The organism is Fulvivirga sp. M361 (genome assembly GCF_007097395.1).
Classification (GTDB): Bacteria; Bacteroidota; Bacteroidia; order Cytophagales; family Cyclobacteriaceae; genus Fulvivirga.
This window is the reverse complement of the sequence record NZ_VKDC01000055.1, coordinates 1-18,514: the sequence shown is the minus strand read 5'-3', so window position 1 is coordinate 18,514 and position 18,514 is coordinate 1. Positions and strand designations below refer to the sequence as shown.

Here is an 18,514-nt window from a genome sequence, read left to right as displayed (position 1 = left end):
TTTTGGTATTCAAAATACATTGAAATGAGTAAAGTGAAGCAAAGCCTGTTTTTGACAATCACACTAGCTATCTCAGGCTGTGATTTTTCAGATAGGTTTCACGAGCAGAGTAAAACTTCACCGATCCCCGCCGAAGTACTAAACCATCAGGTTCTCAAACCTGATCACCATCCCCTTTTTAACAAGGTCAATCTTTTTTTAGAGGACCAAGAAAAGATGGTCAATTTTGAACGTTCTCATCACAAAAAAAACGACTATTTAAAAATCATTGAAGGACAGGTACGCGCCATGTTGAAATATCAAAATAGCCATGGCCGTATCATAGATCCGGTTGAAAACGTTGAAAAGTATTATTCTACCCCATGCTACGCCCATAGTGTGGCGGTATTGGCTTCTTCAGGTTATGTAACGGACAAAGCACTAATTGAAAGTGGTATGAAGGCCCTTGATGTAGCCCTGTCTGACATGAAAGAGGCTACAGCTCCGGGTAATCATGGCGATTTTTTCACATGGCCTGCACTCTTGGCTTACGAGCAATTTCTTTCAGTAGCAGCTCAGGATAGAATAGATTCATGGAAATCACATATTGAAGCAATACAACCTGATAAACTATATATGGCCTTTGGCAAACTGGAAGGCAACTGGGGCCTGGTGAATACTGCGGGTGAGTTTTTGAGGGCCAGGAATGGGTTTACATCTATGGACTATGTGGACAGAATGCTTGAAGGACAAAACCTGAATTTTACAGTGTTAGGTATGTACAATGAATATGGAAACCCTTTACCCTATGACCTTTTCCCCAGACACTACTTATCCGGCATGTTACAAATGGGTTACGCGGGAAAACAAACGGATGGATTGAAAGACATCTTATGGAAGGGGGCCTGGACATCGCTTTTTATACAATCTCCCTTCGGTGAATTACCTACCGGATATAGAAGTAGTCATCACATTTGGAATGAAGCAGAGCAATGTGTGGTTTTTGAAATTTATGCATCTGCTTATGCAAAATCTGGTCGTAAAAAAGAAGCCGGCGCATTTAAAAGAGCCGCAATGTTGTCCCTTAAATCTATTCATCAATGGGTGAGGGAAGATGGCTCAGGGTATATCGTAAAGAATCGTTATCCTATTGAGAAAAAGCATGGCTATGAGAAGTATTCGGTACATACGTGTTACAACATGTTGGCAACGTCTATGCTGGCACAGGCCTGGCAATATGCAGATGATGCCATAGAAGAATTTCCCAGCCCGGCGGACATAGGAGGTTTTGTCATTCCAATACTTAAACCTTTTCATAAAATTTTTGCTAATGCCAATGGTACTTATTTAGAATATGACACGAAGGGTGATAAAAAATATAACCCCACAGGTCTTATACGGGCACATATAAAAGGCTCAAACCCACAATTAGGGCCATCCAACGGACTTGCTTCATACTTTAGCGGCGAAGGGATAAACATAGCTACGGGCCCTTCATGGCAATCTTCAGACGGCTCGTGGATCTCTCTGGCAGGACTGTTGAGCCCGGAACCAACCGTTGAAGTTTTAGAAGAAAATCCGAATGCAGTCAAATTCAGGGTAACTTTTAATTTAGATGATATCGATGGGATATCTGACCATATTATCATTATTGAAACCTATTTAATCGCTGACGGTACGATTACCGTTACCAACGAATTCAAAGGAATTAAAGGTAAAAAGCGGATCAATTGGCCCATGTTGGTTTTTGACGGTAAAGAAACGGTTAAAGTCAACCTGGCCGATTCCAATGTTTCTCTCAATCTTGAAGGAAAAGAAGTGAATTTTGAGATTTTAAAACCTCAAAATGTGAAATTGGAAAGATCTGGTAAATCTTTCAATTATGTGAATGGGATAGCCGAAGTTATTTATGCTGAATTTTCAGGAAATAAGATCACCTACAGCTTGAAGTAAAAAGAACATTTTTTGAGCAAATGAAAATGGTTAGTTTCCTGAGACGTTAAATTTATTCATTCACTTTTATTGTCAAGGCAATCGATATTGCTAAATGAGCAATTCTTAAGGCCTCAAAATGACACTAATGAAGTAAACAAGTCGACGCAGGTTCGAGTCCTGCAACCCATGACTTAAGAGAGTGGTTTAACGTTCAAAGTCCATTTTTTCTTCACAGAAAGGTAGCGTATTATGATAACCACTGTCATTGAAAAAATAAGATTAAATTCCTCCCATGGGGAAAATAAACCGGAAACGTAATACAATAAGGCACCGACAAAGCAAGCAGCTGCATAGATCTCTCTTCGAAATATAAGAGGGACTTCATTTGAAAGCACATCTCTTATGATCCCTCCAAATACTGCAGATACTACCCCCATTAATATCCCAATAACCGGAGACAATCCGATACCTAAGGTCTTTTGCAATCCCAGTACGGTAAATAGTGCTATTCCGATCGTATCAAACAGAAAAAAACTCTTTCTCAACCGGGCAATTTTACTTCTCCCCAGGTAACATATGGGTAGTGCTGCTAAAATGACAAAAAAATAGTTTAGGTCCTGCATCCAGCTCACCGGCGTAACACCTATGAGAACGTCCCTCAAAGTACCACCACCAACAGCGGTAACAAACCCAAGTATAAATGAGCCGACTAAATCAAATTTTTTTTCAATTGCTGCCAGAACACCACTTATTGCAAACACTAGTGTACCTAGTAAGTCTATTCCGTATATTATATCCATAGAACCACATTTTAATTTTGTGTGTCAAAGCAAAATTGGGCAAACACCAGCATTAGTTAATGATCATTGAATAGTTATTTATGCATGGTCATGGAGTCATGTTCGATAAAACCCTCAATGTAATAAGCTGTTTATCAGATAAGAACTTCTTGATGGACCGTATTCTCATTCCTTATTGAAACTTTATTCAAAAAAAAAGGGTCCCGAAATCGCTTTCGGAACCCCACCATGAAAACCTCAATTCATAGCCTTTTTTACTCACAAAAAATATACATAGCTCAGTTTAAAAAATCACTACTCTACCAGTTAAAAAAAACTACTCCCCTATCGAGTTATTGTAAATAGGTTTGTTGCACTTTTCTCTTATCATTTCGTAAGCTTTGAGGTCTCCCAGTTCACCTGCTTTACTAAGATCAAGACACCCATCCTTCACTTGTCCAAAATCCAACCTCAACATCCCACGAAGGAAATAAGCATCTCTATTACTTGGTTTTATCTCTATTATCTTTGAACAGTCACTTATAGCATCCTGGTAAGCTTCCAGTTTTTGCTTTGCCTGACCACGCTTAAAGTATGCATCTAAATTATTAGCGTCCTGATTTATGGTTTCACTGAAATCTGCAATGGCACCATAATAATCCTGAAGTTTAAATTTTATATTGCCTCTGGCGTAATAACCTTGGGCAAAGGTGTTATTCTTCTCGATAGCCATACTGTAATCTTTCATCGCACCATGTATATCGTCAAAGTTCTCTTTCACTTTGCCTCGTAAATAATATGCTCTGAAATACTCCGCATCTATTTCGATAGCCTTGTTCAAATTTATGATGGCCTCCATAAACTCCATGTGCTCGTACAAGGTCTTTCCTTTCCTGGTAAGCTCCTCTGCCGTTTGCTGGGCTTGCGCTGCACTGAATAAAATCACAAAAAACAAAGAACCTGCCAACTTCACCATCTCATTATATTTCTAATTGCACATACACACGAAAACGGTTTGCCAAAAGAATGCCAATTAAATGAAAAAGAAGAAAAGCGCGTTTTTAACCAAAAATAGCCGTTGAGGCTGCCATTGAATCTTGAAATGCCTCTCTATTTATTCCCAATGTTGGAATTTTATTCTCAAAGTGAGACAGCATAAGCTCTGTAGCAATGTTACCGACCAAATCATCCTTAGCCATGGGGCAACCGCCATACCCCCTGATGGCACCATCAAACCTTCTGCAACCTGCATGATATGCTGCTTCAATTTTGTCTATTGCAGTGGCTGGGTGAGAATGAAGGTGCGCTCCAAATTCTACTTCAGGATGATCTTGTATAAGATGTGTATACAAATAGGCGATATTGTCTGTATCAGAAACGCCAATGGTATCAGCCAATGAAATAATGGATATGCCCAGTGATACCAGTATTTCAGTGAATTTACTCACTACATCAGCGTCATAAGGGTCATTATAGGGATTCCCAAACCCCATGGATATATAAGATACCAACTGTTTATCATGTTTCACACATAATTGCTGTATCTCATCCAGTACATTCAGGGCTTCAACAATAGATTTATTGGTATTACGCTGCTGAAAGGTCTCCGAGATAGAAAAGGGAAAACCGAGGTAAGAAATCTCATCATATCTGACTGCTTCTTCGGCCCCTCTTACATTCGCCACGATGGCCAAAAGCTTTGATGTTGTATTTGACAGGTCCAGCAATTTCAAAACCTCTGCAGTGTCCTGCATCTGAGGGATCACTTTGGGTGAAACGAAACTCCCAAAGTCTATGGTGTCGAAGCCCACTTTTAGTAACTGATTGATATATTTTGCCTTACGTTTACCAGGTATAAAATCCTTTAAACCCTGCATGGCATCCCGTGGACATTCTATGATCTTCATTTTTAATCAAAAGTAAGAATCAAACGTTTCAAAGACAAAAACATACGTTGGTCGATAAAATCGGTTACTCAAGTGTGGTCATTTTACATTAATCATTCGTAATTGATTACATTCAAACTTGATTAATTAGGATTATTATGCCTCTACAACAGCTTGTTGGCACACTAGACATAAAGAAGGCCGCTCATCTGGTCAGAAGAGCTACATTCGGCGCTAGTAAAGCCAACATCGATAGTTTAGTTGGGTTATCCGCAGAACAAGCGGTTACGCAATTATTCGATGCTAATTTACCTGAACCAGTATTACCCATAGACCCGGAAATTGGAACGGAATGGATCACCACGGGACCAGATGGAGATGAACGCGAACGGCAGGGTTACTTTAAAAGATGGTTACTAGGCCAAATGCTTAACCCAACACCTGTACCCAATAATCAACGGTTAAGCTATTCCACACGCGAAAAGATCACATTCTTTCTTCATACGTATTTTACTACTAAAGTAGATACTGTAAATAATAGCAGGGCCCTTTACTACCAAAATGCGCTTTTCCGATTATTCGCTTTTGATAGATTTCTGGCCGAAGATCCCGCCAAAGCGGAATTTACCATAGACTTCAAAGAGCTCACCAAGAAAGTATGTGTTGACAATGCCATGCTTACTTTCCTGGATGGTCGTGATAACTCCAAAGGAAATGTTAATGAAAACTTTGGCCGCGAGATGTTCGAGCTCTACACCATTGGGCGTGGACTGGAATTAGCAAACGTCAACCGGGTACCTGCAAATGATGAAGATTACTTTTTTTACACAGAAGAAGATGTTCGCCAGGCCGCCAAAGTACTTTCCGGGTGGATCAACGATAATGATTTTGCTACAATAGATGAGTCTACCGGTTTACCTCGTGGCATGGTACGAGGTACTCCTTTAAATGCAAATCAACATTCAGAAGATACGAAGACATTTACAGATTATTTTGACAATACCGCCATTGCTCCTGATCCGCTTTTGTTGAATGGAGCTAATCAAACAGAAGAAAGTGCTTTAGATGAGATCGATCGGATGATAGAAATGATCTTTGCACAGGAAGAAACGGCACAACATCTATGTAGAAAGCTATATCGTTTCTATGTATACTACAATGTGGATATTGACTTGGAAAATACCATTATTACAGAAATGGCTCAAACGTTCAGAGACAGTAACTACCAGTTACAACCTGTCCTGGAGGAGCTATTCAAAAGTCAGCATTTCTATGACGCGGCCGGCGGAGTTCAGGACGATAAGTTTGGAGGTATCATAAAGTCACCTATAGATCTGATCACAGGAACGATCAACTTTTTAGAGATCCCTGTTCCAGATATGGAAACAGACGCTGAAGCATTTTATGAATTTACAGGAAACCTGTTGAATTCGGCAAATGACATGGGTATGGACCTTTATGAACCCTTTGAGGTAGCAGGTTATGGCGCCTACCATCAATACCCGAGGTACAATCGAAACTGGATATCCACCCACTGGCTTACTCAACGATATAAATTCGTGCGAGAATTATTTATGGGTATGGATGATGCTTTATTGATAGATCCGCGAGTTTTTATCGAGCAAAATTTCACGGCAGTAGGAAACGATGCCAGGCAAGTCATCATTCAGCTTGCTCCTTACTTATTCCCAAGAGCCGAAAACCTGAGTTATGATTCGGACGGCGGAGAACTTACGCCTTTAAGGATGAAATATTTTATCCAGGCCTTTTTGGGCTTTACAGATTACGATTCCGAGATTGATATGGCTGTTGCCGGATGGGTAGACCTTTTCGAGCAATCTTCTAATTATTTAGAGGCCAGCACGAGACTGACCAGTCTTTTCAACGCAATGATGCAATCACCTGAATATCAACTTTTTTAGAAGATTATGAGACGTAGAAGTTTTTTAAAGAAAATACCCGCAGTTGCAGGAGCATCACTTGCCTTGAATAATGTTCCGGTAAAAGTAATGGCCGAAAACAGCCCTTTCCTCCGTCTGGCTGAACAAAGTGTTAATGACAGAGTGCTGATCATTTTACAATTGCATGGCGGTAACGACGGATTAAACATGGTGATACCCGTAGACAAGTATGACGAATACTACTTTCATCGCCCAAACATTGCCATTCCGGCCCGAAACTCTGTCAGGAAACTGATAGAGCTTGACAATACTAAGGAATCCGATTATAAGGTTGGGTTGCATCCTGATATGATAGGCGCTAAAGATTTGTATGACAGAGGGCGAATGGCGCTGGTACAGGGAGTATCCTATCCTAATAACAACGGTTCTCACTTCAGAGGAAGGGACATCTGGCACATGGGAGGTGGGTTTGAAGATTATTATTCCTCCGGTTGGGTGGGACGATACCTTCAAGATGCCTACAAGGATATCGGACAATATCCTGAGGATTTCCCCAACAGCGAAATGCTAGACCCATTGGCCATTGAAATGGGAACAGATGTTTCTCTGGTATTCCATCAAAAAGGCAATATTCCTTTGTCCATTTCTTTGGGAGGCTCACCAATTGACTTACTCAGAGACGTCAATGCACTTGAAGGCTTTGAAGACAACCGTCAGGTGGACCCTAAGGGAATACCTCCGGAGACTATCTTAGATGATTCTCCATACGTTAAGGAATTAAACTGGATACTAAGCTTAGAAGATAAAACGGATGAATACGCGCAGAGGTTAGCTACAGTATTTGATAATGCCGGTGAGACCAAAGTCACTTATCCCGTGACTTACCCTTTTGCCGCGCCAACCGGATTATTAGGAAACCCATTGTCCGGTCAGTTGATAAATGTTGCCAAACTTCTGGATGGCGGCGGCGCAGGCCAAGGTGTGAAAACCAAGGTATTTTTATTGAGGATGGGCGGATTTGATACGCATGCCAACCAGGTAGAAAGTTATGACCCGACATTAGGTGGACATGCTGCCAAAATGTATCATATATCTTCTGCCATGCAAGCTTTTCAAAATGATTTAAGAGAAAGAGGTTTGGAAGACCGTGTGTTGACCATCACTACCTCAGAATTTGGCAGAAGAATCCAGTCCAATGGTAGTTTTGGGACTGACCATGGCACAGGCGCACCTATGATGATTTTTGGAAAAGGAGTAAAACCCGGGATTTTGGGTACTACCCCGGACCTTTCAAAAGCCAATGTGGGGATGAATTTTGACTATCGACAGGTGTATGCAAGCATTCTTCAAGACTGGTTTGAAGTTGACAGAAATGTTGTCGAGCAAGATATTCTTTTCGGCAACTTTACTGACGGAGCTAATCCTGACGGGGGGAATTTTGAGGCACTTTCATTGACCAAAGATCAGATCACCAGTACCGAAGGTTTTTTCAAAGACCGTTTCAATCTTTATAATGCCTACCCTAATCCGGCGGTAGAGGAAACCGTGATCTCTTTCTACATTAATACGGAGAATCATGTCAAGCTTACTATTTTTGACCAAAATGGAAAAATGGTGAAATCCGTTTTAAACGAGAGAAAAAGTCAGGGGGAGCACAGTATTAAAGTGAACCTTTCCGGTATCAAGGCAGGACTCTATTTCTACAAAATAGAATCAGGACTGCTCAACGAAAGTAAAAAACTAATAATCCGTAATTAATGAAATTCAACTACTTGTACTTTGGTGTGATCTTACTCTCCATTGTATGTATCACACCACACCAGGTGATGGGGCAATACAATGCCAAGAAGCGAAAGAAGAAGAACACCTATAACCCTCGTAAGCCCAAAGATGATCCCTTCTCAAAATCACAATGGTGGTTAGGGTTCAGAGCCGGTGCTAACCTCACAGAGGCTACGCCAGATGAGCGTTTCTCTGCGTTCAGTCCCATCAATTATCAGGAAGAAGAAAACGAAAAAAAATATGGTTCTTTTGAAAAATTAGGCGGACATGCCGGCATCGAGATAACCTATTTTCATCAAAGGTTTTCTTTCAGCTTCCAGCCTAATTACAGACGTCAACGTTTTATATACTCGAATGAATTCCTTTGGGAAGATCCAAATGATGCCAATAACAGGGTAGAATTGAAATATGAGCAAGATCATCAGCTTGACTATATCGAGTTCCCACTATTTATAAAGTATGACCTGACGCAAACCCGCTTACGCCCGTTTTTACAACTTGGCGGATACTATGCCATTCTTACCAGCGCCAATAAATCTGTGGAAGTTTCCGGAGCTGATTTTGCCAGTGGTGGCAATGGCCCGTTTGAGAACGAAAAGCTCATTATCGGAGCGGAAGACCTTTTCCTTAAAAGCTCACTGGGTGTATCCGGGGGCCTTGGCTTCACTTATGATGTTTATAATAGTAGGATAGTGTTTGATATTACCTATCGTTATGGACTCAATAATATCACAAATGCTGAAAATCGATTTTCAGAAAACCAGTTGTCAGGAATAGGAGATGCACTTGACGACATTAAACTTCAGAATGTAGCCGCTTCACTGGGCATATTATTCCCTTTGAGGTACATCACAAAAAACTCCAAAAGCTTTGACGCTGTTAATTAAAACTGAAATGAAAAACTTTTTTCTTCTCACACTACTTTGCGTGGGGCTTGCATCGTGTGACATTTCCGACAACGACGTGGACCCCACTCAATCATTTTTGAAGATTTACGATAACAATACCTTTAATTCTTCTTTCGTCCCTGTAGATATTCAACAGACTGCTGACGGCGGTTACCTGGTACTCGGCAGTACAAGGATTGAGGATTCGGATTTCACTGGGGTATATGTAATGAAGGTAGACGAAAACGGTGAGTTTCTATCGGAACAAAACCTGTCCACCCAGTACATCAGCCCTGCCAAAAGTTTGATGAGTATAAATGGTTCTTTCTACTTTGCTGCTATGCGAGATATCAGCTATCAGGCATTACTCTTTGAATTAGATGATAACGGGAATTTGACTGATTCTATAGAATTAAATGTGACACGGCCAATGTTTGCAAGTAATGTAAATAATGAGATTATATTGCAAAGCTACAACCATGGTGATAGAAATACTGAAATATCGACTATAGCTCTGGCCGATCCTATAATTATTTCTGAACCAACAAAGTTTGCTATAGGTGATGGAGATGGTATAGATCTGCCAATTTTTGAACACTTTACACGCACGGGGCGAAAACTTCCTTTTTTTACAGGAAAAACGGAAACGGGACTATACTTTTTTAATGGCTTTTACAGGTTTACCATATCAATGGTATTTACAAACCTAATTTCGGATAATGACCCTACTGGTGTACTACAAGGACAACGTGAAGATGATGGTGTTAGCACTGCGATACATTTGACAGGAAATCGTTTTGCTGTCAGCAGGTTCAACCGATTTGGAGATACCTATATATTGCCAAATGCCGATATCGATATTGCAAATAAAATAGGTATTGCTAATGACTTAGTTGGAAACCCTTTTCCTGAATTGGTACCCGATGCTCGTTTAGTATTGAAAAGAATTACAGTGAATGAACGTCTAGTACTTATATATGGTGGTGACACAAGGTCTGGTCAAATTATATTAATGGCTTATTCCCCTGATACTGGTGAGCTTTTAGGCACAAAATACCTTGGTTTTTCTAACCCATACGAGCTGGCCTCGTTCAATGCAACCGAGGATGGCGGATTGGTAGTGTTAGGCAGTACAGCCATAGCCGGCCGGTTTGATCGGTTCAGCATCTTTAAATTGTCAAGCGCTGAGCTTCAAGAGTTCACCAATTGATCTAAAAGGGGACCCGGTTTTTACCAGGGATCCCCTTAATTATACCGAAGTTTGTTCTGTTCTCAAGCCCTCTTAATGTCAATTGGCTTATGGTAGCCATTGAACGGTTCATTAAAAGGCACTATAACCTTCAACAGGCCATTTTCTACTTGTGCTGTAATCTTTTCATAATCCATTTCCATAGAGATCGGTATGCTTGTCAAAACCCTTGGAATGGCCAGTCCGTTGTTTGAGGAATTAAATTGAACCATATGGTATAATAAAATATTTTGACCAACGACTTCGACTTTGAACAAATCAGGATTTACTCCGGGAGCCGTAGTTGTAATTAAAAAATGGTCCTCTTCTTTCCTGATACTGACTTTGGCCTGGCTCATGCCTCCATTGAGCGTATTCATAACATCTGCATTACGCAAAACCATTTCTACCCAATTTTTATCTTTATCGTATCTCATAATGTCCCTCCAATTTTGTCTAAGGGGAGCAATCACTGTACCTCAGGCAAAATCACGTCAATTAGTCATTACATTGAAATGAATGCAGACTTTTTGTCAGCAATAGATTGGCTTTAAGGTTACCATTTTTTAACTTAACCTATTCATTACCAAGCACAACCAACTTACCATGAAAAACTTATCGCTGACGCCTTTTTTTATCCTCTTATGCTTGAGTTTTGTTAAGGCCCAGGAGGTGGACATTTCCGGGAAGTGGACGGGCAATTCCTACTTTTTGGGGACACAGATATTCACTGAGTATGAATTGCACCAGGAAGGGAATAGTGTGATCGGTTTTGGCACTACCAAAAACGGGTCTGACTCTTCCAAATTCAGATTAGTAGGTGAAATAAAAGGTCAAAAAATATTCTTAAAAGGTGTTGAATATGTTTACAAGGTAGGAAAAGGCTGTTTAAGCAAAGCTGAGTTTACCTATAGTAACAGTGGTTCAATGGCAACGATCAATGGTCGATGGAAAGGTACTATGGAACTGACCACCTGTCCTCCCGGTGTTGCAGGCAGGGTAGATCTTTTTCATAAAAAAGAACTAATGGTCGCTGAGCCCGTAGCTCAAAGCGGCACCTCTCCTCAAATGTTACAAAGTATCCATAAAGATGATTTTGAAGGCACTGAACTTGTAAATGCACTGGCAGACAGAAAGTATTACGCTCTGATCATAGCGGTAGAAGATTATAACAGCCCTGACATACAAGACCTTGACAATCCTGCACATGATGCTGTTAGCTTGTCAAAAACGCTGAATGAGCATTACACCTTTGAAAAAGAGAACACTTTGTTACTTCATAACCCGAACCGCTCTGAAATCATCACGGCTTTCGACGAATTAGCCTCTAAAGTCAAGGAACGTGACAATTTGTTAATATTCTATGCCGGACATGGCATTTGGGATGAACGTCTACAGCAAGGGTTTTGGCTGCCTAGTGATGCAACATTAGATTCCAAAGCGCAGTGGTTATCTAACAGCACTATTCGTGATTATGTCGGAGGCATTGATTCCAAACACACCCTGCTTATCACAGATGCCTGTTTCAGTGGAAGCATCTTTAAAGAAAGGGCTGTTTTTAACAATTCCAAAGCTATTTTAGAAATGTACAAACTCCCCAGCAGACGGGCCATGACCAGCGGTGCGCTTAAAACGGTTCCGGATAAAAGTGTATTTATACAGTACCTTAACAAGAACTTAGCACGCAATACGCATCCGTTATTATCTGCCGAGCAGTTATTTCAATCTTTCAAAGTGGCTGTTATTAACAACAGTCCAAATGGCCAGGTACCTCAATATGGCCCTATTGGCCAGGTAGGAGATGAAGGAGGTGACTTTATATTTCTTAAAAGAGGTAGCCGTTAAAGTCACCTATTCTCAATATAAAGCTTTGGCGATTTTGTAAATGGGGTCTGACTTACCCATTGAATAATAATGCAACACCGGCACTCCTTTATCCATTAGCTCTTTCGATTGTTGTACACACCACTCCACCCCTATTTGCTTCGCTGCCGCATTATCTTTAGCGCCATCCACTGCATCTGCCAGATCTTCAGGAAGGTCAATATGAAAAACTCTTGGTAAAACAGTCGTTTGGCGCTTCGTGGTAATTGGCTTTAACCCCGGAATGATGGGCACTTTAATATCCATTGACCTGCACAGGTCCACAAATTCAAAGTACTTCTGGTTGTCGAAAAACATTTGCGTAACAATGTATTCCGCTCCCATATCTACTTTCATTTTCACATATTTCATATCGGTCTTCAGGTTGGGAGCTCCAAAGTGTTTTTCGGGATATCCTGCTACCCCAATGCAAAAATCGGTGGGTGTTGGCTTTTGGATTTCTTCGTCCAGGTATCTTCCATTATTCATTTCCACCACCTGCTCCAGCAGGTCTGAAGCATAGCGATGACCATCAGGCTCCGGCACAAAGGCAGGTTCTGTTTTAATGGCATCTCCCTGTAGTACCAGCACATTATCTATCCCCAGGAAATCAAGGTCGATAAGCGCATTTTCTGTTTCTTCTTTAGTAAAACCACCACAAATGATGTGGGGTACGGCATCTACATTATACCTGTTTTTAATAGCGGCGCATATCCCAACCGTTCCTGGTCTCTTCCTGGTTGATTTTTTTTCCAGCAAGCCATTCTCACGTTTTTTGTAAACATACTCTTCCCTATGGTAAGTGACATCTATAAACGGTGGCTTAAACTCCATCAACGGATCAATGTGACCAAAAAGGTCCTTTACATTTTCACCTTTGAGTGGTGGAAGTATTTCGAAAGAAAATAAGGTCTTTTTTGCTTTTGCTATATGTTCAGTTACTTTCATTGTTTTCTATGTTCACTTGTAATTTTAAGTATCCTTAGGGCCATTAAATATCATAAGACAAATTAGGAGCCAGCCATTTTTCCATGAGCTCCAATGGCATTCTCTTTCTTTTGGCATAATCCTTTACCTGGTCTTTTTCAATTTTACCTAAACCGAAGTACCTGGACTGAGGGTGGGAAAAATAAAACCCGCTGACCGAAGATGCCGGGTACATAGCATAAGATTCGGTCAAAGAAATACCTGTATTCTTCTCTGCTTCCAATAGATTAAAGAGTATCTCTTTCTCCGTATGGTCAGGACATGCCGGATACCCCGGTGCAGGACGTATACCTACGTATTTTTCACCGATCAGTTCAGTATTACTTAAGCCTTCCTCTTCGGCGTATCCCCATAGCTCTTTCCTGACTTTTTCATGTACCAGCTCAGCAAAAGCCTCAGCCAGCCGGTCTGCTACGGCCTTCACCATAATACTTTTGTAATCATCATGATCCGCTTCATATTTTTCTATGAGCGCCTCTATACCAATACCGGTAGTAACTGCAAATCCTCCGATATAATCTTCCAAGCCACTATTTTCCGGTGCAATGAAGTCCGCCAGTGAGGCATTGGCGATATCTTTCCCCTTTTTGCCCTGTTGCCTCAAAAAGTGAAAATCTACCGCACCGCTATCTGTTTGGACAGTGACATCATCTCCATGTGCATTGGCGTTGAAAAGGCCTACTACTGCTTTGCTTTTTAGTGACTGGTTAGCGATCACTTCGTCCAGCATCGCATTGGCATCATTGAAGAGTTTTGTTGCTTCTGTTCCTATCACCTTATCTTCAAGAATCCTGGGAAATTTCCCTTTTAGCATCCAGGTTTGGAAAAATGGCGTCCAGTCTATGTATTCTCTGATTTCTTCCAGTGGATAATTATCATAGACATGGATCCCTGGTCTATTTGGTTTTGGTGGGTTATAATCTTTCCAGTTAATTAATATTTTGTTTTCTTGAGCTTGTTTCAATGTCACGTACTTTTTCTCTGTCGTACGGCTGGCATGATTCAGCCTTACCCCTTCATATTCTTCTTTTATGTTCTCATGAAATTGTTTCCCGGTTTGTTCACCAATAAGCTCCCCCACCACCGGCACACTTCTCGATGCATCCAGGACATGTACTACTGCACCTGTATAATTAGGATCGATTTTTACAGCTGTGTGTATTCTGGAAGTAGTCGCTCCTCCTATCAGCAAGGGCATTTTCATGTTCCTTCTTTCCATCTCCTTCGCCACGTAGACCATTTCATCCAACGATGGGGTGATCAAACCACTTAAACCAATCGCCACCACATCTTCTTTCTCTGCTGCATCCAGTATCTTTTCGGCAGGTACCATTACTCCGAGATCAATTATCTCATAGTTATTGCAGGCTAAAACTACTCCGACAATGTTCTTTCCTATGTCGTGCACATCTCCTTTAACCGTAGCCAAAAGCACCTTAGAGGCAGCTGTACTGGTTTTGTTTTGTTTTTTTTCTTCTTCAAGATAAGGTTCCAGGTACGCCACAGCTTTCTTCATTACCCGTGCACTCTTAACCACTTGTGGCAAGAACATCTTACCAGCACCGAACAGATCACCGACTACATTCATCCCAGCCATAAGAGGTCCTTCAATAACATGCAATGGTCGATCGTATTTTTGCCGTGCTTCTTCGGTATCTTCAGTGATATGATCTACTATTCCCTTCACCAATGCATGAGAGAGACGCTCTTCAACAGTACCTTGTCGCCAGGTATCATCTTTTTGCCTTGTTTTAGTCTCACCTTTGAAAGTTTCTGCAAAATCAAGTAATCTTTCTGTAGCATCGTCGCGGCGGTCCAGTAATACATCTTCTACATGCTCCAGGAGGTCCTTGGGAATTTCGTCATATACTTCCAGCATGGTGGGATTTACGATTCCCATGTCCATCCCGTGCCGTATACCGTGATAAAGGAAAGCTGAGTGCATAGCTTCCCGAACAGCATTATTCCCTCTAAAAGAAAATGAAACATTGCTTACTCCACCACTAACATGAGCGCCGGGAAGATTTTCACGGATCCATTTTGTCGCACTGAAAAAGTCTAAAGCATTCGTTCTGTGCTCTTCCATCCCAGTGGCTACAGGGAAAATATTAGGATCAAAAATGATATCCTGGGGTGGAAAACGAACTGTATCCACTAATATTCTATAGGAACGTTCGCATATTTCGATCCGCCGTTCATAAGAGTCTGCCTGGCCTTCTTCATCAAAAGCCATCACCACCACAGCCGCGCCATACCTTTTGATGATCCTCGCCTGGCGAATGAATTCTTCTTCCCCTGATTTGAGGCTTATTGAATTCACTACCCCCTTTCCCTGAATACATTTTAACCCAGCTTCAATGATCTCCCATTTAGATGAATCTATCATCACAGGAATACGTGCTATTTCTGGTTCTGAAGCCATGAGATTCAAAAAGTTCACCATAGCTTCGACACCATCGAGCATCCCTTCGTCCATGTTTACATCTATGATCTGGGCTCCCCCCTCCACCTGGTCACGTGCTATTTCCAGCGCCTCTTCCAGGTTCCCCTCTTTGATCAGTCTTAAAAACTTCCTGGACCCAGTAACATTCGTTCGTTCTCCAATATTGATAAAATTGGTTTCAGGTGTCACCACCAGAGGTTCTAAACCACTTAACTTAAGATATACAGGACTTGACATCTATATTTAATACTTATTATTCCACAAAAAAAGCTCCCCTGATAAATCAGAGGAGCTATCTATTTTTTAGTAAAAAATTTAGCTTTCGGACTTATCTTTCCTGCTCTATGCAGGATGGATGTAGCACCTTTCCGAATTGTTGTCACAAACGATCCGGAGGGTTGCTAAGGTTTCAACGGGCCATTTCCCTCTACCTTTCTTGATAAGATCAATTAAGAACTTTTACATGGCAAAGCTAGTATAATTCGCCGAATGTCACAGCATTTGAATGAAAAGGTTAAAAAAGTATTAACAATGATTATTACACCTCATGAGATAATCAGGTACCCGATAAGCCTTATTCACCCTTATAAATAACTTGTTTGTCGATTATATTTTGTGATTCATGATCATCGCGTCTTATTCGCTTTACAAATATAACTGATCAATAAAATGAAGTATTCAAGACTAATGCTACCCATGATCGCCTTGGCGCTCAGCTCATGCGTATATTCACTGTTCCCTTTTTACTCAGAGGAGACTATTGTCTATCATCCTGAAATTAATGGAAAATGGTTAAGTGAAGATAGTTCAGTAATGATATTGGAACCCTTTTATGGCCAAGACGATATCTCAAATGACTTAAACATCAGCAGTTTAAAAGATACCCCGGATGTAAATCAAAAAGCCCCTGACTCAGCCTCACCTAAAGGTTACAAAATGACTTTTAAGGACGATGATGCCACACTGGTTTATTTAGTATATCTATTTCGGGTGAAAGAATCTACTTATATGGATCTCTATCCATGGCTTGAGAAAGGTGTTCACCAGATACAGGGAGAGGTAATACTGATCGACAATCTATTTCCCGTTCATTCTGTAATGCAAATCCGGCTGGAGGCCAACTCTTTAACTTTAAAACAGTTTAACTTAGACAAACTCAACAAGTTGTTCAAAAGTAATCGTATACGATTAAGACATGAAATAGTGAATGACGAAGTACTCATTACAGCCAAAACACCTGAAACACAAAAATTCTTAGAAAACTACTCAAAAGACCCCTCAGTGTACGGACATGAAGAAGTATATATCCGCATGTTATGATTGAAAGGTTTAAGGGGTTTCTATATCATCAGTTACCGGGACCATTGATCTTTTGGTTAATTTCAATTTACTTTATTGGCTCCTATTTTTCTATTTCAAATACTCTTAAGGAAATAGACTTTATCTATTCCATAAGTTTTCACCTCTGTCTCTTTTTTCTTGTATACATTAATCTCCTGGTTTTAATACCCAGGTTTCTTACGAAAAAAAAAATACCCATTTACATTGTTTCCTGTATAACCCTGATTGCCGTGACATGGGTATTACACAAAATCATATTCGAGCTGGTGATACCTGTGATACCCTGGAAATACTATATTGTTTCTTTTACAGACGCATGGATACTAATCGTCATTTTTTCGTCTTACCTTCTTGTCACGACACTCTTCAAATTATCAAAAAGCTGGTTTCGGTTGCAACAGTTGGAAAAAGAGAAAACAGATACAGAATTAAGTCATCTACGATTTCAGATAAACCCTCATTTCTTACTAAACACGCTGAATAGTCTTTATGGATTATCTCTGCGTGAGTCAAAAGAAATTCCTACGTACATCATTCGATTAGGAAATATTTTAAAACATGCACTTTACGAGACACAAAAGGACATCATTCCACTTTCAACTGAAATCTTATACATAAGGGATTATATTAGTCTACATCAAATCCGTTTATCTGAAGAGGCAGACATCGCTTTTATTATCACCGGTGAGGTAGACAACACTCACCTCAGTCCCTTTATACTCATTCCGTTTGTAGAAAATGCTTTTAAACATGGTTTTGGAGTCGAAAACGGGAAGGGTTACGCACATTTTGACCTCAAAGTAGCGGATGGCAATCTTCAGTTTATCGCCAAGAATAGCATAGGTCATAATGACGAAGTCAAGAACAAACAATACAAGGGGATAGGCCTGGAAAATGTAAAAAGAAGGCTAACGTTACTATATGCCAATCGACATGACCTCCGGATATCGAGTGACTCAAAAGAGTTTTCGGTACAACTTGAATTAAAGTTGTTATGAAAATCAAATGCTTAATTGTTGATGATGAACCTATATCAAGGGAGATTATTCGCAGATATCTTGATGAATTTGATGATTTTGAAATAATTGCGGAGGCCAAAAACGCAGTTGAAACAATTCAGTTAATCAATACCCATCAAATAGAAGTCTTATTTCTGGATATCAATATGCCTAAGTTATCGGGACTAAACATGATAAAAAACCTGAATCCATTGCCCTTTATTATATTCATTACTGCTTATCCGGAATATCCAGTAGAAGGCTTTGAAGTCCATGCGCTGGATTATCTAATAAAACCTGTCTCTCCCGAACGTTTTTCACAGGCCATAACTAAGGTCAGGAAAAAGATTATGACAGACCGGGCAGATGGTTTTCTATTAATTAACGTGAATATCGGATAAGTGAGGCATTATTTAGTTTATGAAAAAAGGCTGTTTTTGGGTATATTAAAGTTGTGATTTTCAATATATCTAATCCCAAAAACAACCCTTATGCTTAAAGATAA

The 18,514-nt window shown here is 40.4% G+C and carries 15 protein-coding genes and 1 riboswitch; of the genes, 9 read left to right on the top strand and 6 right to left on the bottom strand.

All coding sequences use genetic code 11. The features are described 5' to 3' along the window. Positions 1–24 precede the first annotated feature (24 nt). Positions 25–1,932, top strand: a complete 1,908-nt coding sequence (locus tag FNH22_RS30090; RefSeq protein WP_143402252.1) for a hypothetical protein — start codon at positions 25–27, stop codon at positions 1,930–1,932. A gap of 173 nt (positions 1,933–2,105) precedes the next feature. Here the strand turns inward: FNH22_RS30090 and FNH22_RS30085 are convergent, their stop codons facing one another. The 3 genes from FNH22_RS30085 to FNH22_RS30075 form a co-directional block, all read right to left on the bottom strand. Continuing rightward, complete coding sequence (locus FNH22_RS30085) at positions 2,106–2,714, bottom strand: trimeric intracellular cation channel family protein (protein ID WP_143402251.1); 609 nt, start codon at positions 2,712–2,714, stop codon at positions 2,106–2,108. 316 nt (positions 2,715–3,030) lie between these two features. Continuing rightward, complete coding sequence (locus FNH22_RS30080; RefSeq protein WP_143402250.1) at positions 3,031–3,669, bottom strand: tetratricopeptide repeat protein; 639 nt, start codon at positions 3,667–3,669, stop codon at positions 3,031–3,033. 85 nt (positions 3,670–3,754) lie between these two features. Further along, positions 3,755–4,600 (bottom strand): hydroxymethylglutaryl-CoA lyase, encoded by an 846-nt coding sequence (locus tag FNH22_RS30075; RefSeq protein ID WP_143402249.1) that lies wholly within the window; start codon positions 4,598–4,600, stop codon positions 3,755–3,757. A gap of 137 nt (positions 4,601–4,737) precedes the next feature. On the opposite strand from FNH22_RS30075, the gene FNH22_RS30070 reads away from it, so the two are divergent. From FNH22_RS30070 to FNH22_RS30055, 4 genes are read left to right on the top strand one after another with little or no spacing between them, the layout of a single operon-like run. Beyond that, entirely contained in the window at positions 4,738–6,501 is a 1,764-nt protein-coding gene (locus FNH22_RS30070) for a DUF1800 family protein (protein WP_143402248.1), read from the top strand. 6 nt (positions 6,502–6,507) lie between these two features. Continuing rightward, the gene (locus tag FNH22_RS30065; protein ID WP_143402247.1) at positions 6,508–8,238 is read left to right on the top strand and encodes a DUF1501 domain-containing protein; all 1,731 of its coding nucleotides are present in this window, start codon (positions 6,508–6,510) and stop codon (positions 8,236–8,238) included. Beyond that, on the top strand, positions 8,238–9,149 hold the full coding sequence (locus tag FNH22_RS30060; protein WP_143402246.1) for an outer membrane beta-barrel protein: 912 nt from the start codon (positions 8,238–8,240) through the stop codon (positions 9,147–9,149). Before FNH22_RS30065 ends, FNH22_RS30060 begins: the two co-directional genes overlap by 1 nt. 7 nt (positions 9,150–9,156) lie before the next feature. Then, positions 9,157–10,359, top strand: a complete 1,203-nt coding sequence (locus FNH22_RS30055) for a hypothetical protein (RefSeq protein ID WP_143402245.1) — start codon at positions 9,157–9,159, stop codon at positions 10,357–10,359. A 62-nt stretch (positions 10,360–10,421) separates the two neighbouring features. Here the strand turns inward: FNH22_RS30055 and FNH22_RS30050 are convergent, their stop codons facing one another. Next, complete coding sequence (locus FNH22_RS30050; protein ID WP_143402244.1) at positions 10,422–10,814, bottom strand: Hsp20 family protein; 393 nt, start codon at positions 10,812–10,814, stop codon at positions 10,422–10,424. Positions 10,815–10,983: 169 nt separating this feature from the next. Between FNH22_RS30050 and FNH22_RS30045 the strand changes: the two genes are divergently transcribed. Continuing rightward, positions 10,984–12,222 carry a caspase family protein gene (locus FNH22_RS30045; protein WP_143402243.1) on the top strand — a complete coding sequence of 413 codons (1,239 nt, stop codon included), beginning with the start codon at positions 10,984–10,986 and terminating at the stop codon, positions 12,220–12,222. A 12-nt stretch (positions 12,223–12,234) separates the two neighbouring features. Here the strand turns inward: FNH22_RS30045 and metF are convergent, their stop codons facing one another. Beyond that, positions 12,235–13,188 (bottom strand): methylenetetrahydrofolate reductase [NAD(P)H], encoded by a 954-nt coding sequence (gene metF, locus FNH22_RS30040; protein ID WP_143402242.1) that lies wholly within the window; start codon positions 13,186–13,188, stop codon positions 12,235–12,237. A 43-nt stretch (positions 13,189–13,231) separates the two neighbouring features. Further along, positions 13,232–15,907, bottom strand: a complete 2,676-nt coding sequence (gene metH / locus FNH22_RS30035; protein ID WP_143402241.1) for a methionine synthase — start codon at positions 15,905–15,907, stop codon at positions 13,232–13,234. Positions 15,908–15,995: 88 nt separating this feature from the next. After that, positions 15,996–16,116, bottom strand: a riboswitch (SAM riboswitch). A gap of 223 nt (positions 16,117–16,339) precedes the next feature. On the opposite strand from metH, the gene FNH22_RS30030 reads away from it, so the two are divergent. The 3 genes from FNH22_RS30030 (at position 16,340) to FNH22_RS30020 (ending at position 18,410) form a co-directional block, all read left to right on the top strand. Next, positions 16,340–16,990 (top strand): hypothetical protein, encoded by a 651-nt coding sequence (locus FNH22_RS30030; RefSeq protein WP_143402240.1) that lies wholly within the window; start codon positions 16,340–16,342, stop codon positions 16,988–16,990. A gap of 251 nt (positions 16,991–17,241) precedes the next feature. Further along, positions 17,242–18,009 (top strand): sensor histidine kinase, encoded by a 768-nt coding sequence (locus FNH22_RS30025; protein WP_185154499.1) that lies wholly within the window; start codon positions 17,242–17,244, stop codon positions 18,007–18,009. After that, positions 18,006–18,410, top strand: a complete 405-nt coding sequence (locus FNH22_RS30020; protein WP_143402238.1) for a LytTR family DNA-binding domain-containing protein — start codon at positions 18,006–18,008, stop codon at positions 18,408–18,410. The genes FNH22_RS30025 and FNH22_RS30020 overlap by 4 nt, the downstream gene beginning before the upstream one ends. The last annotated feature ends 104 nt before the right edge of the window (positions 18,411–18,514 follow it).

Coding starts and splice junctions, on each gene's coding strand:
- FNH22_RS30090 (WP_143402252.1), top strand. CDS start 25: ATGAGTAAAGTGAAGCAAAGCCTGTTTTTGACAATCACACTAGCTATC.
- FNH22_RS30045 (WP_143402243.1), top strand. CDS start 10,984: ATGAAAAACTTATCGCTGACGCCTTTTTTTATCCTCTTATGCTTGAGT.
- FNH22_RS30030 (WP_143402240.1), top strand. CDS start 16,340: ATGAAGTATTCAAGACTAATGCTACCCATGATCGCCTTGGCGCTCAGC.
- FNH22_RS30080 (WP_143402250.1), bottom strand. CDS start 3,669: ATGGTGAAGTTGGCAGGTTCTTTGTTTTTTGTGATTTTATTCAGTGCA.
- metH (WP_143402241.1), bottom strand. CDS start 15,907: ATGTCAAGTCCTGTATATCTTAAGTTAAGTGGTTTAGAACCTCTGGTG.
- FNH22_RS30020 (WP_143402238.1), top strand. CDS start 18,006: ATGAAAATCAAATGCTTAATTGTTGATGATGAACCTATATCAAGGGAG.
- FNH22_RS30060 (WP_143402246.1), top strand. CDS start 8,238: ATGAAATTCAACTACTTGTACTTTGGTGTGATCTTACTCTCCATTGTA.
- FNH22_RS30055 (WP_143402245.1), top strand. CDS start 9,157: ATGAAAAACTTTTTTCTTCTCACACTACTTTGCGTGGGGCTTGCATCG.
- FNH22_RS30075 (WP_143402249.1), bottom strand. CDS start 4,600: ATGAAGATCATAGAATGTCCACGGGATGCCATGCAGGGTTTAAAGGAT.
- metF (WP_143402242.1), bottom strand. CDS start 13,188: ATGAAAGTAACTGAACATATAGCAAAAGCAAAAAAGACCTTATTTTCT.
- FNH22_RS30050 (WP_143402244.1), bottom strand. CDS start 10,814: ATGAGATACGATAAAGATAAAAATTGGGTAGAAATGGTTTTGCGTAAT.
- FNH22_RS30065 (WP_143402247.1), top strand. CDS start 6,508: ATGAGACGTAGAAGTTTTTTAAAGAAAATACCCGCAGTTGCAGGAGCA.
- FNH22_RS30085 (WP_143402251.1), bottom strand. CDS start 2,714: ATGGATATAATATACGGAATAGACTTACTAGGTACACTAGTGTTTGCA.
- FNH22_RS30070 (WP_143402248.1), top strand. CDS start 4,738: ATGCCTCTACAACAGCTTGTTGGCACACTAGACATAAAGAAGGCCGCT.